Source organism: Nonomuraea sp. NPDC059007 (assembly GCF_042740555.1).
Taxonomy (GTDB): Bacteria; Actinomycetota; Actinomycetes; order Streptosporangiales; family Streptosporangiaceae; genus Nonomuraea.
On sequence record NZ_JBHYJD010000021.1, the window covers coordinates 89,644 to 110,526 of the forward strand.

Sequence of the window (20,883 nt, forward strand, 5' to 3'; positions counted from 1 at the left end):
TTAGGACCTAGGATCTAGCCATGAGCATTCGTGTCCTGCCGTACGACGGCCCGCCGCACCCGCGCCGCCGGCTCGACCTGCTGCACCCGCCGGCCGCGCACGCACCCTACGCGCTGTGCTTCGTGCACGGCGGCGGCTGGCGCGCGGGCGAGGCCGCCCAGTGGCACCGGCAGATGCGGCGGGCCGGGGCGCGGGGCGTCATCAGCGCCTCGCTCGGCTACCGGGTGGGCGAGCGGCTGCCCGCGCTGCTGGAGGACGTCACCGACGGGTACCGGCGCCTCCAGACCCACCTGGACGAGCGCGGGCTCGACGAGCTGCCGGTCTTCCTGGTCGGCAGCTCGGCCGGCGCCCACCTGGCCACGCTGCTGTCGCTGTCGCCCAACGGCCTGGAGCCCGCCGGGTGCGTCAGCGTCAACGGGCCGGGCGCGAGCCTGCGGCCCTGGCCGGGAATGGACCCCGAGATCCGCGCGGCCGTCGAGCACCTGGCCGACGGCGACTACGCCGCCGCCTCGCCCGCGCACCACGCCGACCCGGCGACCGCGCCGCCCATGCTGTTCATCGTGGTCGGCAAGGAGCGCTTCTTCCCGCACGAGCACGTGCGCGAACTGGCCGCGACGCTCCCCGGCGCGCGCGTGGTGCTGCTGCCGGGCGCCGAGCACGGCTTCTTCTACGAGCCGGGCAGCAAGGACAGCGGGCGGGCGCAGGCCGAGATCGACGTGTTCATCGCGGAGGTACTGCGCGGGTGAGCGCCTCCAGCATCCGGACCGGCGCCAGCAGGGCCGCCTCGTCCAAAGGCGGCTTTCCGCTCTGCACCATCTCGGCGAACAGCCGCAGCGCGGGCAGCGTGTAGTCCTTGCCCAGCGAGAGCTGCTCGGCGAGGACCCCTCGGGCGCCCGTCACCTGGACGGCGAAGGGGACCGCGCCGCCGGCGTCGCGCTCGACCAGGTTGAGCACGGCGTGAGCGGCGCCCGCTCGCGCCACGGCCAGCACCCCGCCGGGCAGCACCGAGATCCGCGGCTCGTCCTCGGGCGGGGGCAGCAGGTGCAGGGCCATCTCCACGACGTGCACGCCGTAGAAGGCCACTCCGCCGTACGGGCTCTCGCGCTGCACGGGGCCGGTGGCGACCACAGAGCGGATCGGCCCGAGCGCCTCCAGCCGATCGCGCATCGCCTCCACCGCCCAGCGCAGCGCACTGGAGGAGGTCACGGGTACGCCGCCCGTCCTGGCCGCGGCCAGGATCGCCTCGGCGTCGGCCGAAGTCCCGGCCAGCGGCTTGTCCACGAAGACCGGCACGCCCGCCTTGAGCAGGGGTTCGGCGTGAGGTCTGTGCAGGTCGCCGTCCCTGTCCATGACGATGGCCGCGTCGATCCGGCCGATCAGGTCCTCGGGCCGGTCCACGCCGAACTCGACGCCGCCCTGGCCGGAGAGCTGGGCGGTGCGCTCCGCCGTACCTCCGCAAAGAGCCACGATGCGGACGTCGCCCAGGGCGCGCTCGGTGTTGAGGTGGCGGATGGCGTGGTCGGCGTGGGTGTTGTCGAGCCCGATCAGTCCGAGCCTCATGGTGCACTCCTTCTCTCGTTATACCGGCATATTGACCTATTTCCCGGAAGACATCTAGAGTCCTAGGTCATAAGTTACGACGTGGAGGTGGTCCGTGCGGTTCGGGATCGTCGGGAGCGGAGTCATCGGCGGCTTGCACGCCAGGCTCATCGCGGACATGGCAGGAACGGCGGAGCTCGTCGCCGTCGCCGACAACGACCTGGCGCGGGCGAGGGAGCTCGCCGGAAAGCACGGCTGCGCGGCACTCGGCTCGACCCAGGAGCTCTACGCCCGCGACGACGTGGACGCCGTGGTGATCTGCCTGCCCAGCGGCCTGCACGCGGACGCGGCGGTGCCCGCGCTGAAGGCGGGCAAGCACGTGGTCGTCGAGAAGCCGATCGACATCTCGCTGGCCGCGGCCGACCGGATCATCGCGGCCGAGCGCGAGAGCGGCAAGAGCGTGACCGTGATCAGCCAGCGCCGCTTCGAGCCGTCCTTCCGCGCGGTGAAGGCGGCCGTCGACCGCGGCGAACTGGGCCGGCTGACCTCCGGGACGGCCGAGGTCACGCTGTGGCGTCCCCAGTCGTACTACGACTCGGGCGGCTGGCGCGGCACCTGGGCGATGGACGGCGGCGGCGCGCTCATGAACCAGGGCGTGCACGTCGTGGACCTGCTGCTGGCCCTGCTCGGGCCGGTGGAGTCGGTCAGCGCCTACTCGGGGCTGCTCGCGCATGAGAACATCGAGGTCGAGGACACGGTCGTGGCCGCCATCCGGTTCGCGAACGGCGCGCTCGGCCGCGTCTTCGCCAGCACCGCCGCGTACGGCGGGGCCAGCGTGCGCGTCTCGGTCCATGGCGACGCCGGGCACGCGATCGTGGACAACGAGGTGCCGACCAGCTTCCGGGTGGGCGAGGAGGACCGGGCGCGGAACGCCCCCGCCCGCCTGGGTCCTGAGTCGCACCGCGCCCAGCTCACCGACTTCATCGCCGCTGCCGCCGAGGGGCGCGCCCCCGAGGTCACCTCGGCCGACGGCCGGGCCGCGCTCGCACTGGTCCTGGCCGTGTACGAGTCCGCCCGCAACGGCGGCGCCCCCATCAAGCCCGCCTGACCCACGAAACCCCGCCCAGACCTCGGGCCCGCCTGAGGTCCGGCCAGATTTCCCTGCCTTCCGAGGCCGCTAAAGGCAGGGAAAACCGGGGCGGGAGGGAGAAAATACCGCATCCCCCTCCCGCCCCGGTCACCTACAGAAGCGGTCATTCCGGGTAGCGGAAGCGGTAGACCGCGTCCAGCCGCCAGATGTCCCCAGGCGCCACCTGCTCGCTGCCCGGCTTGCTGACCCTGGTCGGGTAGACCTTGTTGTACTTGTCGCCGTCGTAGACCCAGACCCCGCGCCCGTCCGACTGCGCGTAGCCGTTGAAGAAACCGGGCTCGACCTCGACCGACATCGTCGCCCCGTTGACGGTGTTGTACAGCTCCGCGCCGTAGCTGTCGGCCGGCGGCGCCCGGTGCCCCGCCGTGCCGATCTTGTGCTCGATCGCCTGGTCCAGGTAGCGGAACCGGGTGGTGACCCCGTCGGCCCTGACCGCCGGGAGCATGGCGCCGTAGGCGTACTCGATGGCCCGCGCGGCCCGCCAGCGCAGCACCCACCGGAGCCGCAGCCCCGCGGCGGTGAAGACGTGGCGCACGTTCATGTCGCCGAGGACCGTCGGCGCCTCGACGGCCGGATCGAGCACCTGGGTGTCCTGGGCCAGCTCGAACTCCCCCGCCCGGAGGATGCCGGACGGGACGGCGGCGCGGCCGTCCACGAGGAAGAGCAGGCTCCGCAGGAGCTCGTCGCCGTGCAGGCCGCCGAAGTGGTCGGGCGCGCCGGCCGGTTTGATGGCGTACGGGTAGGCGGCGGCCGTGGCGAGCTGGATGCCCTCGGCCGTGGCAGGAGGCGGGCCCGCCTGCCGGACGGCGGTGATCTCCTGGATGCGCCAGGCGTCCATGCGTTTGGTGGTGTCGGTGAAGTGGCGCAGGTCGTAGCGGATCCACAGGTGGCCGGGTTCGCGGGTCCAGACCATGAGCTGCCGGGGGCCGAGCCGTTCCACGTAGAGGCCCGCGGTGTCACCGGGGGCGGCGAGCACGAGCCCGCTCGCGGCCAGGGCGGCGGTGCCGCCGAACAGGGCGCGGCGCTCCATCAGGCCGGACCCGGCAGGGGCAGCCAGGTGCCGGGCTTGCCGGAGACGGTGCACACCCAGCCGAACGGCTGACCGGCGGCGGGGTTGCGGTTCTGGACGACCATGCCCTTCTCCCACCAGCCCTCGGTGGGCGCGGCGGTGCGGGTCACTGTGAAGGAGTAGCTGATGTCCTCCTGCGTGCCGGTGCGGAACATGCCCTCCTTGTTGCCGGTGAGCGTGTTGGCGCCGATGTCCACGCCGCGGGTCCTGGCGTGGATGAAGATGCCGTAGTCCTGGGTCTTGACCTCCTGGTCGTCGAAGCTGCGGTTGCCGCTGATGACCACGTTCTCGGCCTTGAAGCCGGTGCGGGCGTAGGTCCTGATGCCGCCGCGCGGCTCGTTGCTGAGGCCGCCGCCGTAGTTCTGGTGGTTGTTGTAGACGACGTTGCCGGTGACGGTGACGTCGTTGGACTGCCAGACGTTGATGCCGACGGTGTTGCAGTGGCCGACGATGTTGTCGGAGATGACCAGCTTTCTGCAGCGGTCGGTGGACAGGCCGGCGTCGCCGCCGTAGAAGAGCGTGTTGCGCTCGAAGACGCCGTCGAAGATGTCGTAGACGGCGAGCAGGTCGGCGTTGCCGCCCTGGCCGTAGGCGAGCTTGTTGCCGATGACCAGGTTGTCCATCGCGCGGACGAAGCGGTGTTTGTGCGCGGCCGGGTTGTTGCCGCCGCAGGTGATGTAGATCGGATAGCCGACCTGGCCGGGCTTGCCGCCGATGCGTTCGAGGCGGTTGCGGCTGACGGTGAGGTATTCGGTGTGCGACTCGGTGTTGCCGAGCACGTGCAGGCCGAACTGGGTGACGTCCTGGAAGTCGCAGTCGTCGACCGTGATGTTGGTTCCGTTGCCGTTGACGTTGATCCCGACGTAGGCCTTGCTGATCCGGCAGCCGCCGACGTGGACGCGGTGGCAGCCGGTCAGGCGCAGCAGCGCGGTGGAGGCGGTGCCGGGCAGGGGTTCGTACGAGCCGGCCTTGAGTCCCTCCAGGTGCACGTTCTCGATCAGCACGTCCGTGCAGCCCGTCAGATGTACGGCCCGCGTCAGTGAGGCCCGGTCGTCGCAGAGGATCGCCAGGTTCAGCAGGCCCACGACGGACAGCCCGCTCCCTTCGATCACGTGGTTCTGGCCGTATCCCGCGGAGAGCACGAGCGTGGCCCTGGTCCGCTCCGACCGCAGGCTCACCCCGTTCTTGAGCCGCAGAGGGGCGCCGAGCAGGTAGCGCTTGCCCGCGCCGAGGTGCACCGACCCGCCTCCGGCGGCGGAGGCGGCGTCGATCGCGCGTTGTAACGCCGCGGAGTCGTCGGTGGTGCCGTTGCCCACCGCGCCGAACGCGGCGGCGGGGTAGAGGTTGAGGTCGTTCTCCTTGAACCGGGTCTGGGCCTGAGCAGGGCTCGCGGCCAGCGGGACCACCGCCGCCGCCGACACTCCCAGCAACCCCAGCACACGCCGTCGATCCGTTGAAGTCACGATAAGTCCTTTCAAGTAGGACCTAGGACGGAAGATTGAGCGGAATGTATGCCTCGGCGACATGTCCGTCAAGTGGGCTATTGACCCACCAGCATTGCGCTGTACCGTGAGCACACACGATGGTCTGTCCTATGTCTTACTTGGCGAGAGGCAAGAAACATGAGGTTAAGAATCGCTGCGAGCCTGCTCGCCCTCCCCCTGGCCGCCACCGCCTGCGGCTCCGGAGGAAGCGGCGAGAAGGCGGCGGAACTGCGCGTCTGGAGCATGTGGTCGGAAGGCGAGCCGAACCAGAAGGTGCTCGCCGAGGCGTTCAAGGACTTCGAGAAGGCCACCGGCGTCAAGGTCAGGGTGCAGTGGAAGGGCCGCACCGCGATGAAGTCGTTCCTGCCCAGCCTGAACACCGCCAACGTGCCCGCCGACCTGATCGAGGGCAACAACAGGGAGCTGACCCGCCAGTTCGCCGCCGCCAAGGGCGCGCTCGACCTGTCCGACGTGTACGCGGCCACGATCCAGGGCGAGCAGGCCACGGTCGGGCAGACCGTCGGAGACGCCTACAAGCGCATGGCCACCTCGTCGCAGGGCGTGCTGGCCCAGCTCCCGTACCAGGTCTCCACGTACGGGTGGTTCTACAACGGCAAGGACTTCCCCACCACGCCCAAGACCTGGGAGGAGTTCGTGAAGGTCCTCGACGAGCGCAAGGCCCAGGGCCGCAGGCCGCTCGGCCAGGACGGCAGCATCCCCAACTACAACATGCGCTACCTGGAGCACTTCGCCCGCGCGATCATGGGCGACGAGGGCTGGCACGCGCTGGCCCCCGACAAGAGCGGCCAGGGCTGGCTCAAGCCCGAGGTGCTCAAGGCGGCCCAGATGGTGGAGGCGCTGGCCAAGGGCGGCTACTTCCCCGACGGCTTCAACGCCGCCAAGTTCCCCGCCATGCAGCAGAAGTGGGCCAACGGCGAGTCCGACTTCCTCTACCAGGGCACCTACCTGCCCAAGGAGGTCGCGCCGTACGCCAAGCCCGGCCTGGAGTTCCGGGCGTTCCGCTTCCCGTCGGTCGAGGGCAAGGCGCCCACGATGAACGTCACCACCACCGGCTTCGGCATCCCGGTCAAGGCGGCCAACCCTGACGCGGCCAAGAAATTCCTGGCCTTCTTCCTGCAGAAGAAGTACCAGGACAAGGTGGCCGGGGTGGCGCTGGAGATGTCGGTGCGCAAGGACGTGCCCGCCGCGCCGCAGGTGGCCGACCTGAAGGCCGCCCTCGACAGCGGCGAGATCAACAAGGCCGACGTCCTGGACATGGGCGACTTCAACACCAAGGTCCTGCTGCCGCTCAGCGACCAGCTCCTGTTCGGCAAGATCGGCGCCGCCGACTTCACCAAGCAGATGGCCGAGCAGTCGGCCGCCTACTGGAAGTCCAAAGGATGACCGCGGTCCTGGAGCGGCCTCCGGTCGAGGCCGCTCCCCGATCACGGCGTGGCGGCAGCCCGTTCGAGGCCGCGCGGCGGCGGATGATCGGCCCGTTCCTGCTGCCCGCTTTGCTGGTCTACGCGCTGGTGATGATCGTGCCGAGCGTGATCACGGTCTGGATCAGCTTCAACGAGTGGGCCGGGGTCGGCGCCATGGAGTGGGCGGGTCTGGCCAACTACCGTGAGATGGTCGCCGACCCCGTCTTCGGCACCTCCTTCGCCAACACCATGAAGATCCTGGTGCTGGTGGGCGCGGCGGTCTTCGTCATCGCGTTCACGCTGACCATGCTGCTGCAGGACATGGTCGGCAGGAAGTTCGTGCGGGCGGTGATCTTCTTTCCGAGCCTGGTGCCCGGACTGGTGATCGCGATCCTGTGGGGCTTCCTGCTGGACCCCGACGGGCTGGCCAACTCGGTGCTGAAGTCGCTCGGGGTGGCCGAGCCGCCGCTGTGGCTGGCGCCGGAGAACATGTTCACCACGGTCATGGCCGGGATGACCTGGCTGGCCGCGGGCACGTACACGGTCATCTTCATGGCCGCGGCCGACCGCATCCCCCGCTACTTCTACGAGGCCGCCGAGCTCGACGGCGCCGGTCCGCTCACGCGCTTCTGGCACATCACGCTGCCGTTGATGTGGGACGTCATCGGCGTCTGCGCGGTGCTGTGGGCGATCGGCGCGCTGAAGACGTTCGAGTTCGTGCTGGTCTTCGCGGGCGCGACCGGCAGCCTGCCGCCGACCGGCCTGTGGACGTTCTCCGTCTACGCCTACGCCGGCGCCTTCCCCTCCGACGGCGTCCCCAGGTACGGCATCGCCTCGGCTGCCGCCGTCCTGACCATGCTGCTCACGGTCGTGCTCACCATCCTGGTCCGGCGGGTCATGGGCCGCCGCGAGCAGGCCACCTACTGACGCAAGGAGGTCACATGAGACTCCTCGCCATGCCGCTGGCCTGGTCGCTGGCGTTGTTCGACCTGTTCGTCGTGGCCTGGATGGCCCTGTCGTCGCTGAAGACCACGCGGGAGGTGGTCCAGGACCCCTGGGGTCTGCCCGCCTCCCCGCAGTGGGGCAACTACGGCGAGGCCTGGACCTCGGCCGCCTTCGGCGACGGCGTCGTCAACTCGCTGCTGCTGGTGATCGGCAGCGGGCTCGGCACGATCGTGCTGGCCGCGCCCGCCGCGTACGTGCTGGCCCGCTTCCGCTGGCGGCTGTCCGGCCCGGTCACCATCTTCTTCGCGCTGGGTCTCGGCATCCCCGCCCCGGCCATCATGATCCCGATCTACCTGGGCCTCGACCGGGTCGGGCTGATCGACTCGCTCGGCGGCCTGCTGATCGTCTACATCGCCACCAACCTGCCGTTCGCCGTCTTCTTCCTGACCGCCTTCTTCTCCTCGCTCCCCCGCGAGCTGGAGGAGGCCGCGGCGCTGGACGGCTCCGGCCCGTACCGCACGTACTGGCGGATCATGCTGCCGCTGACCAGGTCGGGACTGCTGGCGCTGTTCATCCTGCAGGCCATCGGCGACTGGGGCGAGACGTTCTTCGCCCTGTCGTTCCTTCAGGAGAAGAAGACGATCTCGCTGACGTTGCTGAACTTCATCCAGACCATGCAGTACACCGGCGCCCGCTGGTCGGTGCTGTTCGCCGGGATCTGCATCGTCGTCATCCCCCTACTGCTGCTCTACCTGTGGATGAGCAGCCGCCTCATCGAGGGCATCGCCGCCGGATACGGGAAGTGATCATGAAACGCCGCCAGTTGTTCGGCCTCGCCGGGGCCGTCGCCGCCACCCCGTGGATCCGCCCCAAGGCGGGCCTGCCGATCGTGCGTTCCGGCAGGGCGATGGCCGCGGTCATCGCCCCGCCGGACGCGGAGGAGGCCGCCGCCGAGCTGGTCGCCTACGTCGAGCGCGCCACCGGCGTGCGCCTGCCCAGGACCGCGGCGCCCGGCCTGACGCCCGTCCATGTGGGCTCGCCCGGCCCCGACCCCGCCGTGCCCGGCCTGCTGGCCAAGCTGGACAGGGACGGTTTCCTGATCCGGCCCTACCAGGGCAGCCTCACCGTGGTGGGACCGAGCCCGGCCGGCACCGCCAACGGCGTGCGCGAGTTCCTGGAGCGCTACGCCGGGGTGCGCTGGCTGATGCCGGGCCCCGACGGCGACGACGTTCCGGCCCTGTCCACCCTGGAGGTGCCCGCGGTCGCGCTCTGCCAGCAGCCGTCCTTCGCCATGCGTTCCTTCAGCCCGCTGCGCGACACCCGCTACCCGCCGCAGCAGCTCTGGGCCCGCCGCAACCGCATGCAGGGCACCACCACCGAGCCCATCGCCTTCCACCACAACCTGCACGCGCTCTTCCCCGTCGAACGCTACGGCGTGTCGAACCCCGAGTTCTACCCGGGCGGCAAGCCCCCGCCGCCCGGCAAGCTGACCGGCTGGCAGCCCGCCTTCACCGTCCCCGGCACGATCGACGCCGCCGTCACCGGAATCCTGGAGTACTTCACCGCCAACCCCGGCGCGAGCTCGTACTCGCTCGGGGTCAACGACGGAGAGGGCTTCGCCGAGGCCGATCCGGTGCCCGCCTACTACGCCTGGGTCAACGAGGTCGTGCGCCGGGTGCTGCTGGAGCGTCCCGGCAAGCGGTTCGGGCTGCTGGCCTACCGCAAGCTGGAGACGCCGCCGTCGTTCAAGCTGCACCGGCAGGTGGTGCCCTTTCTCACGCAGGACCGCTACGCCTGGACCGACCCGGCCGTCGAGTCGGCCGGGCACGCGCTGACCGACCGGTGGCTGGCGGTCAGCTCGCAGCTCGGGTTCTACGACTACCTGTACGGCGCGCCGTACCTGCTGCCGAGGATGTTCACCCGCCGCTACGCCAAGACCATGCGCTACGCGAAGGCACGCGGCATCGTCGCCCATTACGCCGAGCTGTACCCGAACTGGGGCGAGGGGCCCAAGCCGTGGGTGAGCGCCAAGCTGCAGTGGAACGCCGACGCCGACCCGGTGGCGCTCCAGCGGGAGTGGTGCGAGCGCGCGGTCGGCAAGACAGCCGCCGGGGATCTGCTGGCATATTTCGATTTATGGGAGAAGTTCTGGGCCGAGCGGGTGCCCGGCTCGGCGTGGTTCCTGCCGAACGCCACCTACCAGACCTTCAACCTGCCGCACTATCTTGAGCTGGTCCAGGACGGCGACATGACGCGCAGCCGTACCCTGCTCGACTCGGTGGTGGCGCGGGCGGCCACGGCGCCGCAGCGGGCCAGGGCGACGGTGCTGCGGCGCGCGTACGAGTTCTACGAGGCCTCGGCGCTCAGCTACCCGCGCGCGGTCACCCCGCCCGCGACGCAGGAGGCGGCGCTCGCGATGCTCCAGAGCGGCGCGGACGCGCATCAGCGCCGCCTGGAACAGGCGGCGCGGCGGCTGGCGCTGATCAAGGAGTTCGCCACCGACCCGGTGCTGGTACTGCAGATGAACCCCGCCTCCCACCCCAACCTGGTCTGGACGGGCTGGAACGCCGGCGAGTACTGGAGCGTCGTGGCCTACATCCGCGCCCACGAGCCCACCGGCGGCCCGGTCACCGACCTGGCCAGGAGCCTGTCGGCGGCCAACCCCTACGCCGCGCTCGTGCTGCGCGGCCTGCCCGCGCCCAACCTCGTCGGCAACCCGGACCTCACCTCCGGCCTGCCCCCGTGGACACTGCTGCCCCGCTCCAACGGCACCAGGGCCGTCTCCCGCCCGCCGGACCAGGCCGTGCTGCGGGTGAGCGGCAAGGGTTGGGGCGGGCCGTGCCAGAAGATCGCCGTCACACCAGGCCTGGCCAGGTTCACCGCCTCCTACCGGGCCCCGGCGGGCACCTCGGCGTCGGTGCAGCTCGCGCTCGACCTGTGCGACGCCGCGGGCACTCCCATCCCGAGCAGCTCCGTGCGCTCCCCCGTGATCAGCCTGCGCGCCAACGACACCTGGACGCCGCTGCGGCTCGACTGCGAGATCCCCGACAAGGCGCGCAACATCGCCGTCGGCATGGTCGAGCTCATCTTCCTGGTGGACAGCGCCGCCGAGGTCACGGTGGACTTCGACGACATCTCCCTGCTCAACATCGCCAAGGAGGCTCCGTGAGCCTGCGCGTCACCGCCGTCGAGCGCGTCACCCTGCGGGTGCCGTTCAGGGAGCGCTCGCGGCCGTGGAACGAGATCCTCGTCTCCGAGTTCGCCGTCGTGGAGGTGGTGCGGGTCCGCACGAACTCCCCCGGCCTCATCGGGTACGGCGAGAGCCTGCCCCACTACACCTGGGCCAGGACCACCGACGCGTCCGTGGCCCGGGTCCTCGACCGTCACCCCGCCGAGCTGATGGGCGACGACTCGCTCGGCGCCGGTCTCCAGATGGCCCTCTACGACGTGGCGGGCAAGGCCCTGGGCGTCCCGGTGTACCAGTTGCTCGGCCAGCCGATGGTCCGCCAGTGGTGCCCGCTGGCCTGGTGGAGCACCAAGATGCCGGCCCGGGTGCTGGCGGAGGAGGCCAAGGACGCGCTGGCCGAGGGCTACCTGGCGCACAAGCTCAAGGCCAGGCCGTGGTTCGACGTCCATGAGCAGGTGGCCGCCATCTCCGCCGTCACGCCCGCCACCTACGTCCTCGACCTCGACTGGAACGGCATGCTGCGCACGCCCGGCGAGGCGGTCGAGGTGCTGCGCGAGCTCGACCGCAGCCCGCGCGTCGGGGTCTACGAGTCGCCGGTGCTCCAGTCGGACGTGGCCGGGCAGAAGGCGCTGCGCGCCCGCGTCGACCGGCCGCTGGCCGAGCACTACAACAAGGCCCTGTTCCCTCTCTGGATGCGCGAGGACGCCATCGACGGCTTCGTCTCGTGCAACGCGGGCGTGGCCGGGACGATCGCGCAGGGCCTGCAGGCCGCGGCCTTCAACAAGGACCTGTTCCTGCAGATCGTCGGGCCGGGCCTGACCACCGCGTGGACGCTGCACCTGGGCGCCGTGCTCACCCAAGCCCGCTGGCCCGCGGTGACCTGCCTCAACGTGTACGCCGACGACCTGATCACCACGCCCATCGAGATCAGGGGCGGCTACGCGAGGGTGCCCGAGTCGCCGGGACTGGGCGTGGAGTTCGACGAGGAGGCGCTGGAGCGCTGGCGGGTGCCGGACGGGTTCACCCCGTCGCCGTCGCGCAAGCTGCTCGGCTTCCACCTCGGCGACGGCAGGGTGCGCCGCTACGCCGGGATCAAGCAGCTGTTCGAGGAGTGCAGGTACGTGGGCAACCTGCCGGTGCAGCCGCGCGGGGCAGACCTGGAGGTCTGGGAGGACGACGGCACGGCCGAGTTCGACCGTCGCTACCGGGAGGCGGAGCGGGCGCCGATCTGGGAGTGACCTGCTGTAGGCCGCGACCTGCTTCGGGTCGCGGCCTATTCCAGGTCGTCGCCGCGGAAGGTGCGCTGCACCCGCTCCAGGTGGGCGCGCATCTGCTGCTCGGCCAGCGCCGCGTCGCGGGTGCCGAGGCCGAGCAGCAGGGCCCTGTGCTCGGCGTCGCTCTCGGCGTGCGTCTCGCCGAGGAACTCCGTCAGCTCCTTGCCCTTCTCGCGCTCGTTGGCCAGCACGTCGGACAGGGCCTCCAGCACCGCGGTGAAGAAGCGGTTGCGGGCGGCCTTGACGATGCCGAGGTGGAAGGCGAGGTCGAGCTCCACCCGCCGCTGCAGGTCGTCGCCGACCGCGTCGGCCTCCTCCAGCAGCGCGCGCAGGCCCTCCAGCTCGCGGTCGGTGATCCTGGCCGCGGCCAGCCCGGCGGCCTTGGTCTCCAGGGCCAGGCGCATCTCGACCAGCTCGTCTATGGCCGAGCCGTCGGCCTCCATGGCCAGGCGGAAGTAGCTGTGGACGGCGACCGGGCGCAGTTCGCTGACCACGGCGCGCTTGCCCTGCCGGGTGCGGATGACGCCCTGCTGGCTGAGTGAGCGGAAGGCGTCGCGCACGACGCGCTGGCTCACGCCGTACTCCTCGGCCAGCCTGGCCTCCGACGGGAGCTCGTCGCCCTCCTTGAGGCCCTGCTTCCTGATGTAGTCCGTGATCAGGGCGGCGACTCGGGTGCCCAGCAGCGCGCGCCCGCGCGGCAATGCCTCGGTGTCCACGTCTCGCCTCCACTCATGTCCTATGTTCCACGTCATCGTAGACCATCGGCCCAATTTTGGCCGCAAAACTTGAGACTCTTGACTTAGGTCCTTTCTATTCGGACGATTAGGGCATCATCGGGAGAAGGAGCCATCGAATGCGCGTGACCGCCGTCCGGCAGTGGATCGCCGAGTTCGGGTACTACAACGCGATCTACGTCAGGATCGAGACGGACGAAGGCGTGGAGGGAGTGGCCGAGGTCGCGATGCGCCGCCGGACCAAGACCGTCTCCGCGATCGTCGAGGAACTCGGCGAGTACCTCGTCGGCAAGGACCCCACCCGCATCGAGCAGCACTTCGAGCGCATGTACCGCGACTCCTTCCTCGGCGGGACGCTGCTGACGATCGGTATCTCCGCCATCGACGTGGCCCTGTGGGACCTCAACGCCAGGGCGCTCGGGGTGCCCGTGCACCGGTTACTGGGCGGGAAGTTCCGCGACTCCGTGCCCGTCTACACGCACGCCAGGGCGACCGAGACGCCCGAGCAGTTCGCCGACGAGATCGCCGACCGGCTGGCCATGGGGTTCACCGCGATCAAGACCACGCTGCCCGGCTTCTACACGAAGGTCTCCAGCGTCCACCACGAGACGCCGGCCGCCATCCCCGCCCGGCAGACCGAGACCGAGCTGCTGCCCAACTGGTTCTGGCCGCTGCTGGCCGAGTACTTCGAGGCGGCGCGGGAGGTCGCCGGGCCCGACGTGCACCTGATGCTCGACTGCCATGGGCGGCTCAACGTGGCCAACTCGATCCGGCTGTGCGAGGTGCTTGAGCCGTACCGGCTGGCGTTCGTGGAGGAGCCGGTGCCGCCGGAGCGGCCGGAGTGGCTGGCCGAGGTGACGCGCCGGTCCACGACGCCGATCGCCGCCGGGGAGCGCTGGGCCGGGCCGTACGCGGCGGCGCCGTTCCTTGAGCGGCGCGCGCTGTCGGTGGCACAGCCGGACGTGATCTTCTGCGGCGGCATCACCGCGGCCAAGCGCATCGCGACGCTGGCCGAGGCGAACGCGGTGTCGATCGCCTTCCACAACCCCTTCGGCCCCCTGGCCAGCGCGGCGACCTGGCAGCTCGGCGCCACGCTGCCCAACCTGCTCATCTCCGAGTCGATGCTCACGCCGGAGCAGATGGTGTTCTGGGAGCGCTACACCGAGGACCCGCCCCAGGTGCGCAACGGCGAGTGGGTGGTCTCCGACGCGCCAGGACTCGGGCCCAAGCTGCGCATCGAGGAGATCGTCAAGCACCCCTTCCGCCCCGAGTACGACGCCGGCGGCACCCGGTGAACGGCGTCTACCCGGCCGCGCTGACCATGTTCGACCGGTTCGGGCGCCTGGACCTGGACGCCACCGCCGACCACTTGGACTGGCTGGCCGGCGAGGGCGCGCACGGGCTGGTCGTCGGCGGCACCAGCGGCGAGTTCGTGGCGCTGACCGGCGAGGAGCGCAGGGCGCTGCTGGAGGCGGCCGTGGCGACGGTCGCCGGCCGGGTTCCCGTGCTGGCCGGGACCGGCGCGTACACCACCGCGGAGACCGTCGCGCTCACCGCCCACGCCGAGGCGGCGGGCGCCGCGGCGGCGCTGGTCGTGCTCCCCTACTTCCAGCGGCCCTCGCGCGAGGAGGTGCTGGGCCACTACCGCGCGGTGGCCGCGGCGAGCGGGCTGCCGATCTGGGTTTACAACATCCCGGTCAACGCCGCCGTCCCCGCGCTGGACGTCCCCGACCTGACGGCGCTGCACGCCGACGGGGTCATCCAGGGGGTGAAGAGCACGCTGCCCACCGTGCACCAGCTGAGCGAGCTGTCAGCGCTGCCCGGCTTCCACGCCTTCTACGGCGGGTTCACCTCGCCGCTCGAGGCGCTGGCCGGCGGTGCGCACGGGTGGATCAGCGGGCTGCTCAACATCGTCCCCGCCGCCGCCGTGGGCGTGTGGGACGCCGTGCGCGCGGGGGATCTGTCCCTGGCGCGCGCCCGGTGGGCGGAGCTGCTGCCACTGCGCCGCATGCTCTTCCAGCCGCCGGTACGCGGGGTGGGCGACCTGGCGCTCTACCGGGGCGTCCTGCGGATCAGGGGCAGAACGGCCGGATACTGCCGCGCCCCGCTGCGCGACCTCGGCACCGAGGAACTGCGGGTGCTGGAGAAGGCCATCTCCGGCTGAGGCGGTCAGTGGCGTTTCTCCGCGCGCCGGACCAGGGCGGCGATCCGCTGAGGCGGTCAGTGGCGATTTTCCGCACGCCGGACCAGGGCGGCGATCCGCGCGGCCAGGTCCGGCCACAGCCGCCTGGGGAAGTTGTGGCCCATGCCCTCGACCACCACGAGCTCGGCCCCCGGCACCGCCGACGCCGTGGCCTTCCCGCCGCTGACGTCGAACATCAGGTCGTCGGCGCCGTGGATCACCAGCGTGGGCGCCACGACCTCCCGCAACCTGCCGGTACGGTCCCCCGAGGCGATCACCGCGACCGCCTGACGCGCCATCCCGGCCGGATCCCAGCCCCGGTCGTAGACCCGCTCCGCCCGCTCCCGCGCCCCGGCCAGGTCGGGCTCGAACCCCGGCGACCCGAGCACGCTCATCGCCCTGACGGCCTGGTCGGCGTACTCCTCCCGGTTGGCAGGCGGCGCGCCGCCGCCCATCGCGCGCAGCGCCTCGGCGTCCGAGCCCCCCACGGAGGGGTCGCCGGTCGTGGACATCATGGAGGTCAGCGACCGGACCCGGCCGGGGTGCTCGATCGCCATCGTCTGCGCGATCATCCCGCCCATCGAGGCGCCGGCGACGTGGGCGCTGCCCAGCCCGAGCGCGTCCAGCAGCCCGGCGCAGTCGGCGGCCAGGTCGGACAGCGTGTAGGCGACCGCGGACAGGTCTCCGGCCATGGCCGCGGCCACGTCGGGGACGGGCGCGTCGCGCAGATGCGTCGAGTGCCCGCTGTCCCGGCTGTCGAAAAGGATCACGTGCAGGCCGCGGGCGACCAGTTCGGCCACGAGACCGCTCGGCCAGGACACCAGCTGGCCGCCGATGCCCATGATCATCAGCAGCGGCGGGTCGTCGGGGTCGCCGTGGCGCTCGTAGGCCACCTCGATGCCGGCCGGCCCCACGTTCAGCGCCTTTTCCTCAGCCATCGGCTTCCCTTCAGAAAGACCCGAGGAAAAGCTAGCAGCATTCCGCCCTTGAGTTTCGTCCTCGGAAAAGGCGCTATTTACTGAAATCGAGGACCACTTTGATGTCGTCGCCGGGCTCGAAGGCCTCGTGCGCGCGCTCCAGCGGGATCCGGCGGGTGATCAGCCGTTTCAGCCAGTCGTGGTCGGCTTCGGCGAGCGCCGTCGCGGCCTGCTCATAATGGTGGCGATTGGCGTTGACCGACCCGAAGATCAGGTCGTTCTCCAGCACGATATTGCGGTTGAGCGTGCCCGCGTCGACCCGCAGCGGACGGCCGGTCGGCGTGACGCCGGTGAGACAGACGATGCCCGCCGGGCCGTTGGTCGCCATCACCCCCACGGCCACCTCCGAGACGCCGGTCGCCTCCACGACGATGTCCGGGGCGATCCGCTCGGCCACCTCGATCACGTCGCCGGTGTGGTACGTGCCGCCGAGATCGCGGACCAGCTCCGGCTTGGGTCCGTCGGCGACCCGGTCGAACACGTGCACCTCCAGGTCGCGCCGCCGGCCGAGCAGCGCGGCCAGCAGCCCGATCGGGCCCGCGCCGGTGACCAGGACGGTACGCGGGCCGTACCAGGCGCGTGCCCCGATGCGCTCGATCTGGTCCCACACCTTGGCCAGGACGGTGGCCGGCTCCATCAGCACGCCGACCTCCTCCAGGGACGGGGCCAGCTTGACGGCGTAGTCGGTCTCGATGGTCCACAGCTCGGAGCCGAAGCCGTCGATCTCCTTGATACCGCGCTCGGTGTAGCGGCCGTTGCGGCACATGTCGAACTCGCCGTGCGCGCAGGCGCCGCAGGGCTCGGGGTCGGGGCGGCGGACGATGCCGACCACCAGGTCGCCCGCCAGAAACCCGCTGTCCCGCGGCGCCTCGCGGACCCGGCCCAGGCTCTCGTGGCCGAGGATCAGCCGGTCGCTGCCGGGCGGGGCCCAGCCGTACTCGCCGTCCGCGATCTCGCGGTCGGTGCCGCAGACGCCGAGCGCGATGGCCTCGACCAGCAGGTCGTTCGTGGCCGGGACCGGGTCGGGCACGTCCTCGACGCGCAGGGAACCGGTGGCGCCGGGGGCGATGGTGAGTGCACGCATGAGCCTGTCCTTGTCCGTTCGCGGGGTTCGACCCGATAACTGCCCGCCATCTGCCCTTTGTGCGGTCAAGGACTCCAAGACTTGGCACAGGCCTGAGCCGGGGCGCTGCCGTACCATGCGGAGCTATGCCGAAGGTGGTCGATCACGACGCGCGCCGCGAGGAGCTCATCGCGGCGACCTGGCGGACCATCCGCAGGCTCGGGCTGGCCGGCACGACGACGCGGGAGATCGCCAAGGAGGCCGGGTACGCGCACGGGCTGCTCGCCTACTACTTCCCCGACAAGGACGCCATCCTCGAGGCCGCGCTGGAGCGCGCCTACGCGGTGGCCCGAGAGCAGCTCGGCGCGCGCATGGCCGGGCGCTCCGGCCGCGACGCGGTGCGCGAGGTGCTGCTGGCGGCGCTGCCGATCGGCGCGGCGAGCGTGGAGACGCAGGTGCTGGTCCTGTCGTGGGGTGCGATGGTGACCTCGCCCGCGCTGCGGGAGCGGCGCTTCGCCAGCTTCCGGGAGTGGCGCGACACGGTACGCCTGCTGGTGCGGATCGCGATCGCGGTGGGCGAGATGAGCGGGGAGCAGGAGCCGGAGGAGATCGCCGACGCCCTGGTGGCGGTGGTGGACGGGCTGACCCTGCACGGGGTCATGAATCCCGGGGAGTACCCGCCCCACCGGCTGATCGCCACGCTCGACAACGTGCTCGACCGCTACCGCTAGTCGCGTCCCGCTTCCCCCTGCTTGGTCAGCACCAGCTCGTCCAGGCCGGGAGCGGCGGTCAGGGTGGCGGCCATGGTGTTCCCTTTGGGGAGCGGGGGCCGTCTCCTCCTTCAGAAGGGGCCGCCGCGGGCTGACGTACGACCGTGGAAGGATTGGGGCCGTGAGTGCCGACGCCGACGAGGGTTCCCCTGACGCTGCGCGCGCGCCCGGCGAACGGCAGGCGAAGGGCAAGGCGCCCAAGCGGGGGTCCAAGGCCACGCAGAGCCGGGCGGCGACCGAGGCGGCGCTGATGGCGGCGGCGCTGCGGCTGCTGGAGCGTGACGGGGTGCTGGCCGGGCTCAGCCTTCAGGCGGTCGCCGACGAGGCCGGGGTCAACCGCGGCCTGATCCACCACTACTTCGGCAGCCGCCAGGCGTTGCTGCGCGCGGCGCTGGAGGCCAGGAAGAACGCCGGGGAAGCACCGTTCGAGCAGGTACGCGAGGACGCCCCGGCCGACAAGGAGGCGTGGTCGTTCGAGGCGCATGCCCGGGATTCGAGCTATGCCCGGGTGGTGGCGCTGCTGGCGCTGGACGGGGACGAGGAGTTCGCGCCCATGCCGTACGTGGAGCGCCGCCTGGCCGATCTGCGCCGCGAGAGTGACGAGGGCCGGCTGCCCCAGGACGTGGATCTGGCCGCGATCTTGGTCATGTGGGACAGCTTTTTCTACGGATATTTCGTCATGCGTACGGCTCTCGCCCGGCAGCTCGACGTGACCCCCGAGCAGCTCGATCAGCGTGTCGTCGGCACCTACAACCGTCTGACCGGCCGCGACCACCGTTAGCGTTTCGCTAAGTAAGGGATTGACCGGCGATCTCGTCATGTGTTCCGATTTAGCGAAACGCTAATTTCTGGAGGACGGATGAGGACGACCCTCGCCTTGCTCACCGCCGCCCTGACCCTCAGCGCCGCCGCCCCGCCGGCCGCCGCGATCCCACCGGCGAACGCGCAGGTCCAAGCCCAGGGGCGGGTGGACGTGCGCACCGACAAGGGCCGGGTCAGGGGTGTCACCGACGGCCGGGTCAGCCGGTTCCTGGGTGTGCCCTACGCCGCTCCGCCGGTGGGGGCGCTGCGCTGGGCGTCGCCGCGGCCGGCCGTACCGTGGAAGGGGGTGCGGGACGCTTCGGCGTCGGCGCGCAGATGCCCGCAGTCCCCGCAGATGGGCGGGGGCGACAGCGGCGTGGAGGACTGCCTCTACCTGGAGGTGACCGCCCCGGCGAAGCCCGGCAAGCGGCCCGTGGTGGTGTGGTTCCACGGTGGCGTGGGGATGTCCGGCGCGGCCTCGGAGTACAACGCGAACAGGCTGGTCGCGGGCGGTGACGTCGTGGTCGTGTCGGCCGCCTTCCGCATCGGGATCCTGGGCGGGCTGCAGCATCCCGCCCTGGACGCCGCCTCCACCGCCGGTGACTCGGGCTTCTGGGGCACCGAGGACCGGATCGCCGCGCTGCGCTGGGTGAAGGCGAACATCGCCGCGTTCGGCGGCGACCCGGGCAACGTCACGATCGGCGGGCAGTCGGCCGGGTCGACCGCGGTGTGCGGGCTGCTGGCCGCTCCCCCGGCGGCGGGGCTGTTCCACCGGGCGATCCTGCAGAGCGGGCCGTGCAAGCTGCGGTGGGCGAAGAACTCCCTGTTCGAGGGCACTCCGGCCAACGACGGGCGGCCGCGCACCCACAAGGAGACACTGCCCGGCAACCTGGCCACCGCCGCCAAGCTGGGCTGCGCCGGACAAGCGGGCGCGGCGGCGTGCCTGCGCGGGCTGAGCGTGGAGAAGATCCTCCAGGTGCAGGCCGGCCCCTTCGAGGCCGGCGGCGGATCAGGCTCCGCGTTCCTGCCGAAGGGCGACGTGTTCGGCGACGGGCGGTTCAACCGGGTGCCGGTCCTCATCGGGGCCACCAAGGACGAGAGCCGCCTGTTCATGGTGTGGCGCTTCGACGGCGCCCACCCGTCGAAGCCGCTCACGGCCACCGAGTACCCGGTGAAGGTGCGCGAGAGCTTCGGCGCCGACGCCCCGGAGGTCCTGCGCCGCTACCCGGTGTCCGCCGACGTACGGCCGGCCGAGGCACTCGGATCGGTGTACACCGACCACGGCTGGTTCTGCTCGACCGTGGCCACCGCGCGGGCCATGGCCGGGAAGGTCCGGGTGCACGCCTTCGAGTTCGCCCAGCCGGTCGGCGACGACTACCCGGGTCTCACCTTCCGGCCGGGCGCCTGGCACGGGGCGGAGCTGCGGTATCTGTTCGACATGCCGGGCGCCAAGCCGCTCTCGACCCCGGCGCAGAAGCGGCTGGCCGCCCAGATGATCGGCTACTGGTCGAACTTCGCCAGGACCGGTGACCCCAACGGGCGCGGCCTGCCGTACTGGCCGAGGTCGAAGGCGCGCGGCGGGACGGCGATGTCGATCAGCGCGGACGACCCGGGCCCGCGGGACGTCGGCAAGAGCCACAACTGCGGCTTCTGGGACCGGCTGGCCAGGTGACGCTAGACGCCGGCCCGGGTGAGGATCGACTCCACGACCCGGGTCTTGGCGTCGGCGTAGTTCTGGACGTACTTCCAGGTGCGCCCGGCGAGGTCGCGTTTGGTCTGCGCGTACAGGTCACGGTCCTCGTCGTGCGTACGCAGCCAGTCGCGAAAGCCCAGCATGCGGCGCACCTCCAGGCAGCCCTCCGGCAGCACGTGCAGGTTGACCGGCATCTCACCGGCCAGCTTGAGCACGCGGTGCTCGTACCACTCCGGCTCGCGGATCGTCAGGACGTAGCCGAGTGACTCCAGCGCCGGGACGTACGCGGCCTCGTCGGCCGGGTCTTCGACGATCAGGAGCATGTCGAGGATCGGCTTGGCCGGCAGGCCGGGCACCGACGTGGACCCGACGTGCTCCAGCCTGACCTCACCGAGGGCGGCCAGGATGTCACCGGCCAGGCGTTCGAAGCGGACCGGCCAGGCCGGGTCGTAGTCGGCCAGGTGGATGCGCTCGTTGTGGACGGGCGGGGTCGTAACGTGGGCTTTGGCGATCTCTTCGTCGGACATGTTCACGCATGACATCCTGCCCGTCCCCGGAGGAAAGGGCGTAAAGCGAGGTGCAAGCGGCCCC

General features: G+C 71.2%; 19 protein-coding genes. 12 read left to right on the forward strand and 7 right to left on the reverse strand.

The window, feature by feature from the left end:
• Positions 1-20 precede the first annotated feature (20 nt).
• On the forward strand, positions 21-746 hold the full coding sequence (locus tag ACFWY5_RS31210) for an alpha/beta hydrolase (protein WP_379636199.1): 726 nt from the start codon (positions 21-23) through the stop codon (positions 744-746).
• On the opposite strand, the gene ACFWY5_RS31215 is transcribed toward ACFWY5_RS31210, so the two are convergent.
• Positions 721-1,560, reverse strand: a complete 840-nt coding sequence (locus ACFWY5_RS31215) for a Gfo/Idh/MocA family oxidoreductase (protein WP_379636201.1) — start codon at positions 1,558-1,560, stop codon at positions 721-723. The two genes, ACFWY5_RS31210 and ACFWY5_RS31215, sit on opposite strands and share 26 nt — an antisense overlap.
• 94 nt (positions 1,561-1,654) lie before the next feature.
• Here ACFWY5_RS31215 and ACFWY5_RS31220 point away from each other — a divergent pair, with 94 nt between their 5' ends.
• The gene (locus ACFWY5_RS31220) at positions 1,655-2,647 is read left to right on the forward strand and encodes a Gfo/Idh/MocA family protein (protein ID WP_379614112.1); all 993 of its coding nucleotides are present in this window, start codon (positions 1,655-1,657) and stop codon (positions 2,645-2,647) included.
• Between the two features lie 145 nt (positions 2,648-2,792).
• Here ACFWY5_RS31220 and ACFWY5_RS31225 read toward each other — a convergent pair whose 3' ends face one another.
• Together ACFWY5_RS31225 and ACFWY5_RS31230 are read right to left on the reverse strand one after the other, a co-directional pair.
• Positions 2,793-3,719 (reverse strand): hypothetical protein, encoded by a 927-nt coding sequence (locus ACFWY5_RS31225; RefSeq protein WP_379636203.1) that lies wholly within the window; start codon positions 3,717-3,719, stop codon positions 2,793-2,795.
• The gene (locus tag ACFWY5_RS31230) at positions 3,719-5,221 is read right to left on the reverse strand and encodes a right-handed parallel beta-helix repeat-containing protein (RefSeq protein WP_379614117.1); all 1,503 of its coding nucleotides are present in this window, start codon (positions 5,219-5,221) and stop codon (positions 3,719-3,721) included. Before ACFWY5_RS31230 ends, ACFWY5_RS31225 begins: the two co-directional genes overlap by 1 nt.
• Positions 5,222-5,380: 159 nt before the next feature.
• On the opposite strand from ACFWY5_RS31230, the gene ACFWY5_RS31235 reads away from it, so the two are divergent.
• From ACFWY5_RS31235 to ACFWY5_RS31255, 5 genes are read left to right on the forward strand one after another with little or no spacing between them, the layout of a single operon-like run.
• Positions 5,381-6,646, forward strand: coding sequence for an ABC transporter substrate-binding protein (locus ACFWY5_RS31235; RefSeq protein WP_379614119.1), 1,266 nt, complete (start codon positions 5,381-5,383; stop codon positions 6,644-6,646).
• On the forward strand, positions 6,643-7,593 hold the full coding sequence (locus ACFWY5_RS31240; RefSeq protein WP_379614121.1) for a carbohydrate ABC transporter permease: 951 nt from the start codon (positions 6,643-6,645) through the stop codon (positions 7,591-7,593). Before ACFWY5_RS31235 ends, ACFWY5_RS31240 begins: the two co-directional genes overlap by 4 nt.
• Positions 7,594-7,607: 14 nt before the next feature.
• Positions 7,608-8,417, forward strand: a complete 810-nt coding sequence (locus tag ACFWY5_RS31245; protein ID WP_379614123.1) for a carbohydrate ABC transporter permease — start codon at positions 7,608-7,610, stop codon at positions 8,415-8,417.
• Between the two features lie 2 nt (positions 8,418-8,419).
• On the forward strand, positions 8,420-10,780 hold the full coding sequence (locus ACFWY5_RS31250; RefSeq protein ID WP_379614125.1) for a DUF4838 domain-containing protein: 2,361 nt from the start codon (positions 8,420-8,422) through the stop codon (positions 10,778-10,780).
• The gene (locus tag ACFWY5_RS31255) at positions 10,777-12,036 is read left to right on the forward strand and encodes a mandelate racemase/muconate lactonizing enzyme family protein (protein ID WP_379614127.1); all 1,260 of its coding nucleotides are present in this window, start codon (positions 10,777-10,779) and stop codon (positions 12,034-12,036) included. Before ACFWY5_RS31250 ends, ACFWY5_RS31255 begins: the two co-directional genes overlap by 4 nt.
• A 35-nt stretch (positions 12,037-12,071) precedes the next feature.
• Here the strand turns inward: ACFWY5_RS31255 and ACFWY5_RS31260 are convergent, their stop codons facing one another.
• Positions 12,072-12,788 (reverse strand): FadR/GntR family transcriptional regulator, encoded by a 717-nt coding sequence (locus ACFWY5_RS31260; protein ID WP_379614129.1) that lies wholly within the window; start codon positions 12,786-12,788, stop codon positions 12,072-12,074.
• A gap of 137 nt (positions 12,789-12,925) precedes the next feature.
• On the opposite strand from ACFWY5_RS31260, the gene ACFWY5_RS31265 reads away from it, so the two are divergent.
• Together ACFWY5_RS31265 and ACFWY5_RS31270 are read left to right on the forward strand one after the other, a co-directional pair.
• A complete protein-coding gene (locus ACFWY5_RS31265; protein ID WP_379614131.1) occupies positions 12,926-14,101 on the forward strand; it encodes a mandelate racemase/muconate lactonizing enzyme family protein in 1,176 nt (391 codons plus the stop codon).
• Positions 14,098-14,970 carry a dihydrodipicolinate synthase family protein gene (locus ACFWY5_RS31270; RefSeq protein WP_379614133.1) on the forward strand — a complete coding sequence of 291 codons (873 nt, stop codon included), beginning with the start codon at positions 14,098-14,100 and terminating at the stop codon, positions 14,968-14,970. Before ACFWY5_RS31265 ends, ACFWY5_RS31270 begins: the two co-directional genes overlap by 4 nt.
• A 56-nt stretch (positions 14,971-15,026) precedes the next feature.
• Here the strand turns inward: ACFWY5_RS31270 and ACFWY5_RS31275 are convergent, their stop codons facing one another.
• Together ACFWY5_RS31275 and ACFWY5_RS31280 are read right to left on the reverse strand one after the other, a co-directional pair.
• Positions 15,027-15,926, reverse strand: coding sequence for an alpha/beta fold hydrolase (locus ACFWY5_RS31275; RefSeq protein WP_379636205.1), 900 nt, complete (start codon positions 15,924-15,926; stop codon positions 15,027-15,029).
• 73 nt (positions 15,927-15,999) lie between these two features.
• Positions 16,000-17,049: a glucose 1-dehydrogenase gene (locus tag ACFWY5_RS31280; protein ID WP_379614137.1), complete on the reverse strand. Its 1,050-nt coding sequence runs from the start codon at positions 17,047-17,049 to the stop codon at positions 16,000-16,002.
• 125 nt (positions 17,050-17,174) lie between these two features.
• On the opposite strand from ACFWY5_RS31280, the gene ACFWY5_RS31285 reads away from it, so the two are divergent.
• The 3 genes from ACFWY5_RS31285 to ACFWY5_RS31295 all read left to right on the forward strand — a co-directional run bounded on the left by ACFWY5_RS31285 (position 17,175) and on the right by ACFWY5_RS31295 (position 20,271).
• Complete coding sequence (locus tag ACFWY5_RS31285; protein ID WP_379614139.1) at positions 17,175-17,759, forward strand: TetR/AcrR family transcriptional regulator; 585 nt, start codon at positions 17,175-17,177, stop codon at positions 17,757-17,759.
• A gap of 160 nt (positions 17,760-17,919) precedes the next feature.
• Positions 17,920-18,579 (forward strand): TetR/AcrR family transcriptional regulator, encoded by a 660-nt coding sequence (locus ACFWY5_RS31290; RefSeq protein WP_379636207.1) that lies wholly within the window; start codon positions 17,920-17,922, stop codon positions 18,577-18,579.
• Positions 18,580-18,657: 78 nt separating this feature from the next.
• Positions 18,658-20,271 (forward strand): carboxylesterase/lipase family protein, encoded by a 1,614-nt coding sequence (locus ACFWY5_RS31295; protein WP_379636209.1) that lies wholly within the window; start codon positions 18,658-18,660, stop codon positions 20,269-20,271.
• Between the two features lie 2 nt (positions 20,272-20,273).
• Here ACFWY5_RS31295 and ACFWY5_RS31300 read toward each other — a convergent pair whose 3' ends face one another.
• On the reverse strand, positions 20,274-20,819 hold the full coding sequence (locus ACFWY5_RS31300; RefSeq protein WP_379636288.1) for a GrpB family protein: 546 nt from the start codon (positions 20,817-20,819) through the stop codon (positions 20,274-20,276).
• Positions 20,820-20,883: the final 64 nt, after the last annotated feature.

What these genes read in the sequence shown, in the direction of transcription:
- ACFWY5_RS31210 (WP_379636199.1), top strand. Translation starts at nt 21, where the DNA reads ATGAGCATTCGTGTCCTGCCGTACGACGGCCCGCCGCACCCGCGCCGC.
- ACFWY5_RS31215 (WP_379636201.1), bottom strand. Translation starts at nt 1,560, where the DNA reads ATGAGGCTCGGACTGATCGGGCTCGACAACACCCACGCCGACCACGCC.
- ACFWY5_RS31225 (WP_379636203.1), bottom strand. Translation starts at nt 3,719, where the DNA reads ATGGAGCGCCGCGCCCTGTTCGGCGGCACCGCCGCCCTGGCCGCGAGC.
- ACFWY5_RS31235 (WP_379614119.1), top strand. Translation starts at nt 5,381, where the DNA reads ATGAGGTTAAGAATCGCTGCGAGCCTGCTCGCCCTCCCCCTGGCCGCC.
- ACFWY5_RS31240 (WP_379614121.1), top strand. Translation starts at nt 6,643, where the DNA reads ATGACCGCGGTCCTGGAGCGGCCTCCGGTCGAGGCCGCTCCCCGATCA.
- ACFWY5_RS31245 (WP_379614123.1), top strand. Translation starts at nt 7,608, where the DNA reads ATGAGACTCCTCGCCATGCCGCTGGCCTGGTCGCTGGCGTTGTTCGAC.
- ACFWY5_RS31250 (WP_379614125.1), top strand. Translation starts at nt 8,420, where the DNA reads ATGAAACGCCGCCAGTTGTTCGGCCTCGCCGGGGCCGTCGCCGCCACC.
- ACFWY5_RS31265 (WP_379614131.1), top strand. Translation starts at nt 12,926, where the DNA reads ATGCGCGTGACCGCCGTCCGGCAGTGGATCGCCGAGTTCGGGTACTAC.
- ACFWY5_RS31275 (WP_379636205.1), bottom strand. Translation starts at nt 15,926, where the DNA reads ATGGCTGAGGAAAAGGCGCTGAACGTGGGGCCGGCCGGCATCGAGGTG.
- ACFWY5_RS31280 (WP_379614137.1), bottom strand. Translation starts at nt 17,049, where the DNA reads ATGCGTGCACTCACCATCGCCCCCGGCGCCACCGGTTCCCTGCGCGTC.
- ACFWY5_RS31285 (WP_379614139.1), top strand. Translation starts at nt 17,175, where the DNA reads ATGCCGAAGGTGGTCGATCACGACGCGCGCCGCGAGGAGCTCATCGCG.
- ACFWY5_RS31295 (WP_379636209.1), top strand. Translation starts at nt 18,658, where the DNA reads ATGAGGACGACCCTCGCCTTGCTCACCGCCGCCCTGACCCTCAGCGCC.
- ACFWY5_RS31300 (WP_379636288.1), bottom strand. Translation starts at nt 20,819, where the DNA reads ATGTCCGACGAAGAGATCGCCAAAGCCCACGTTACGACCCCGCCCGTC.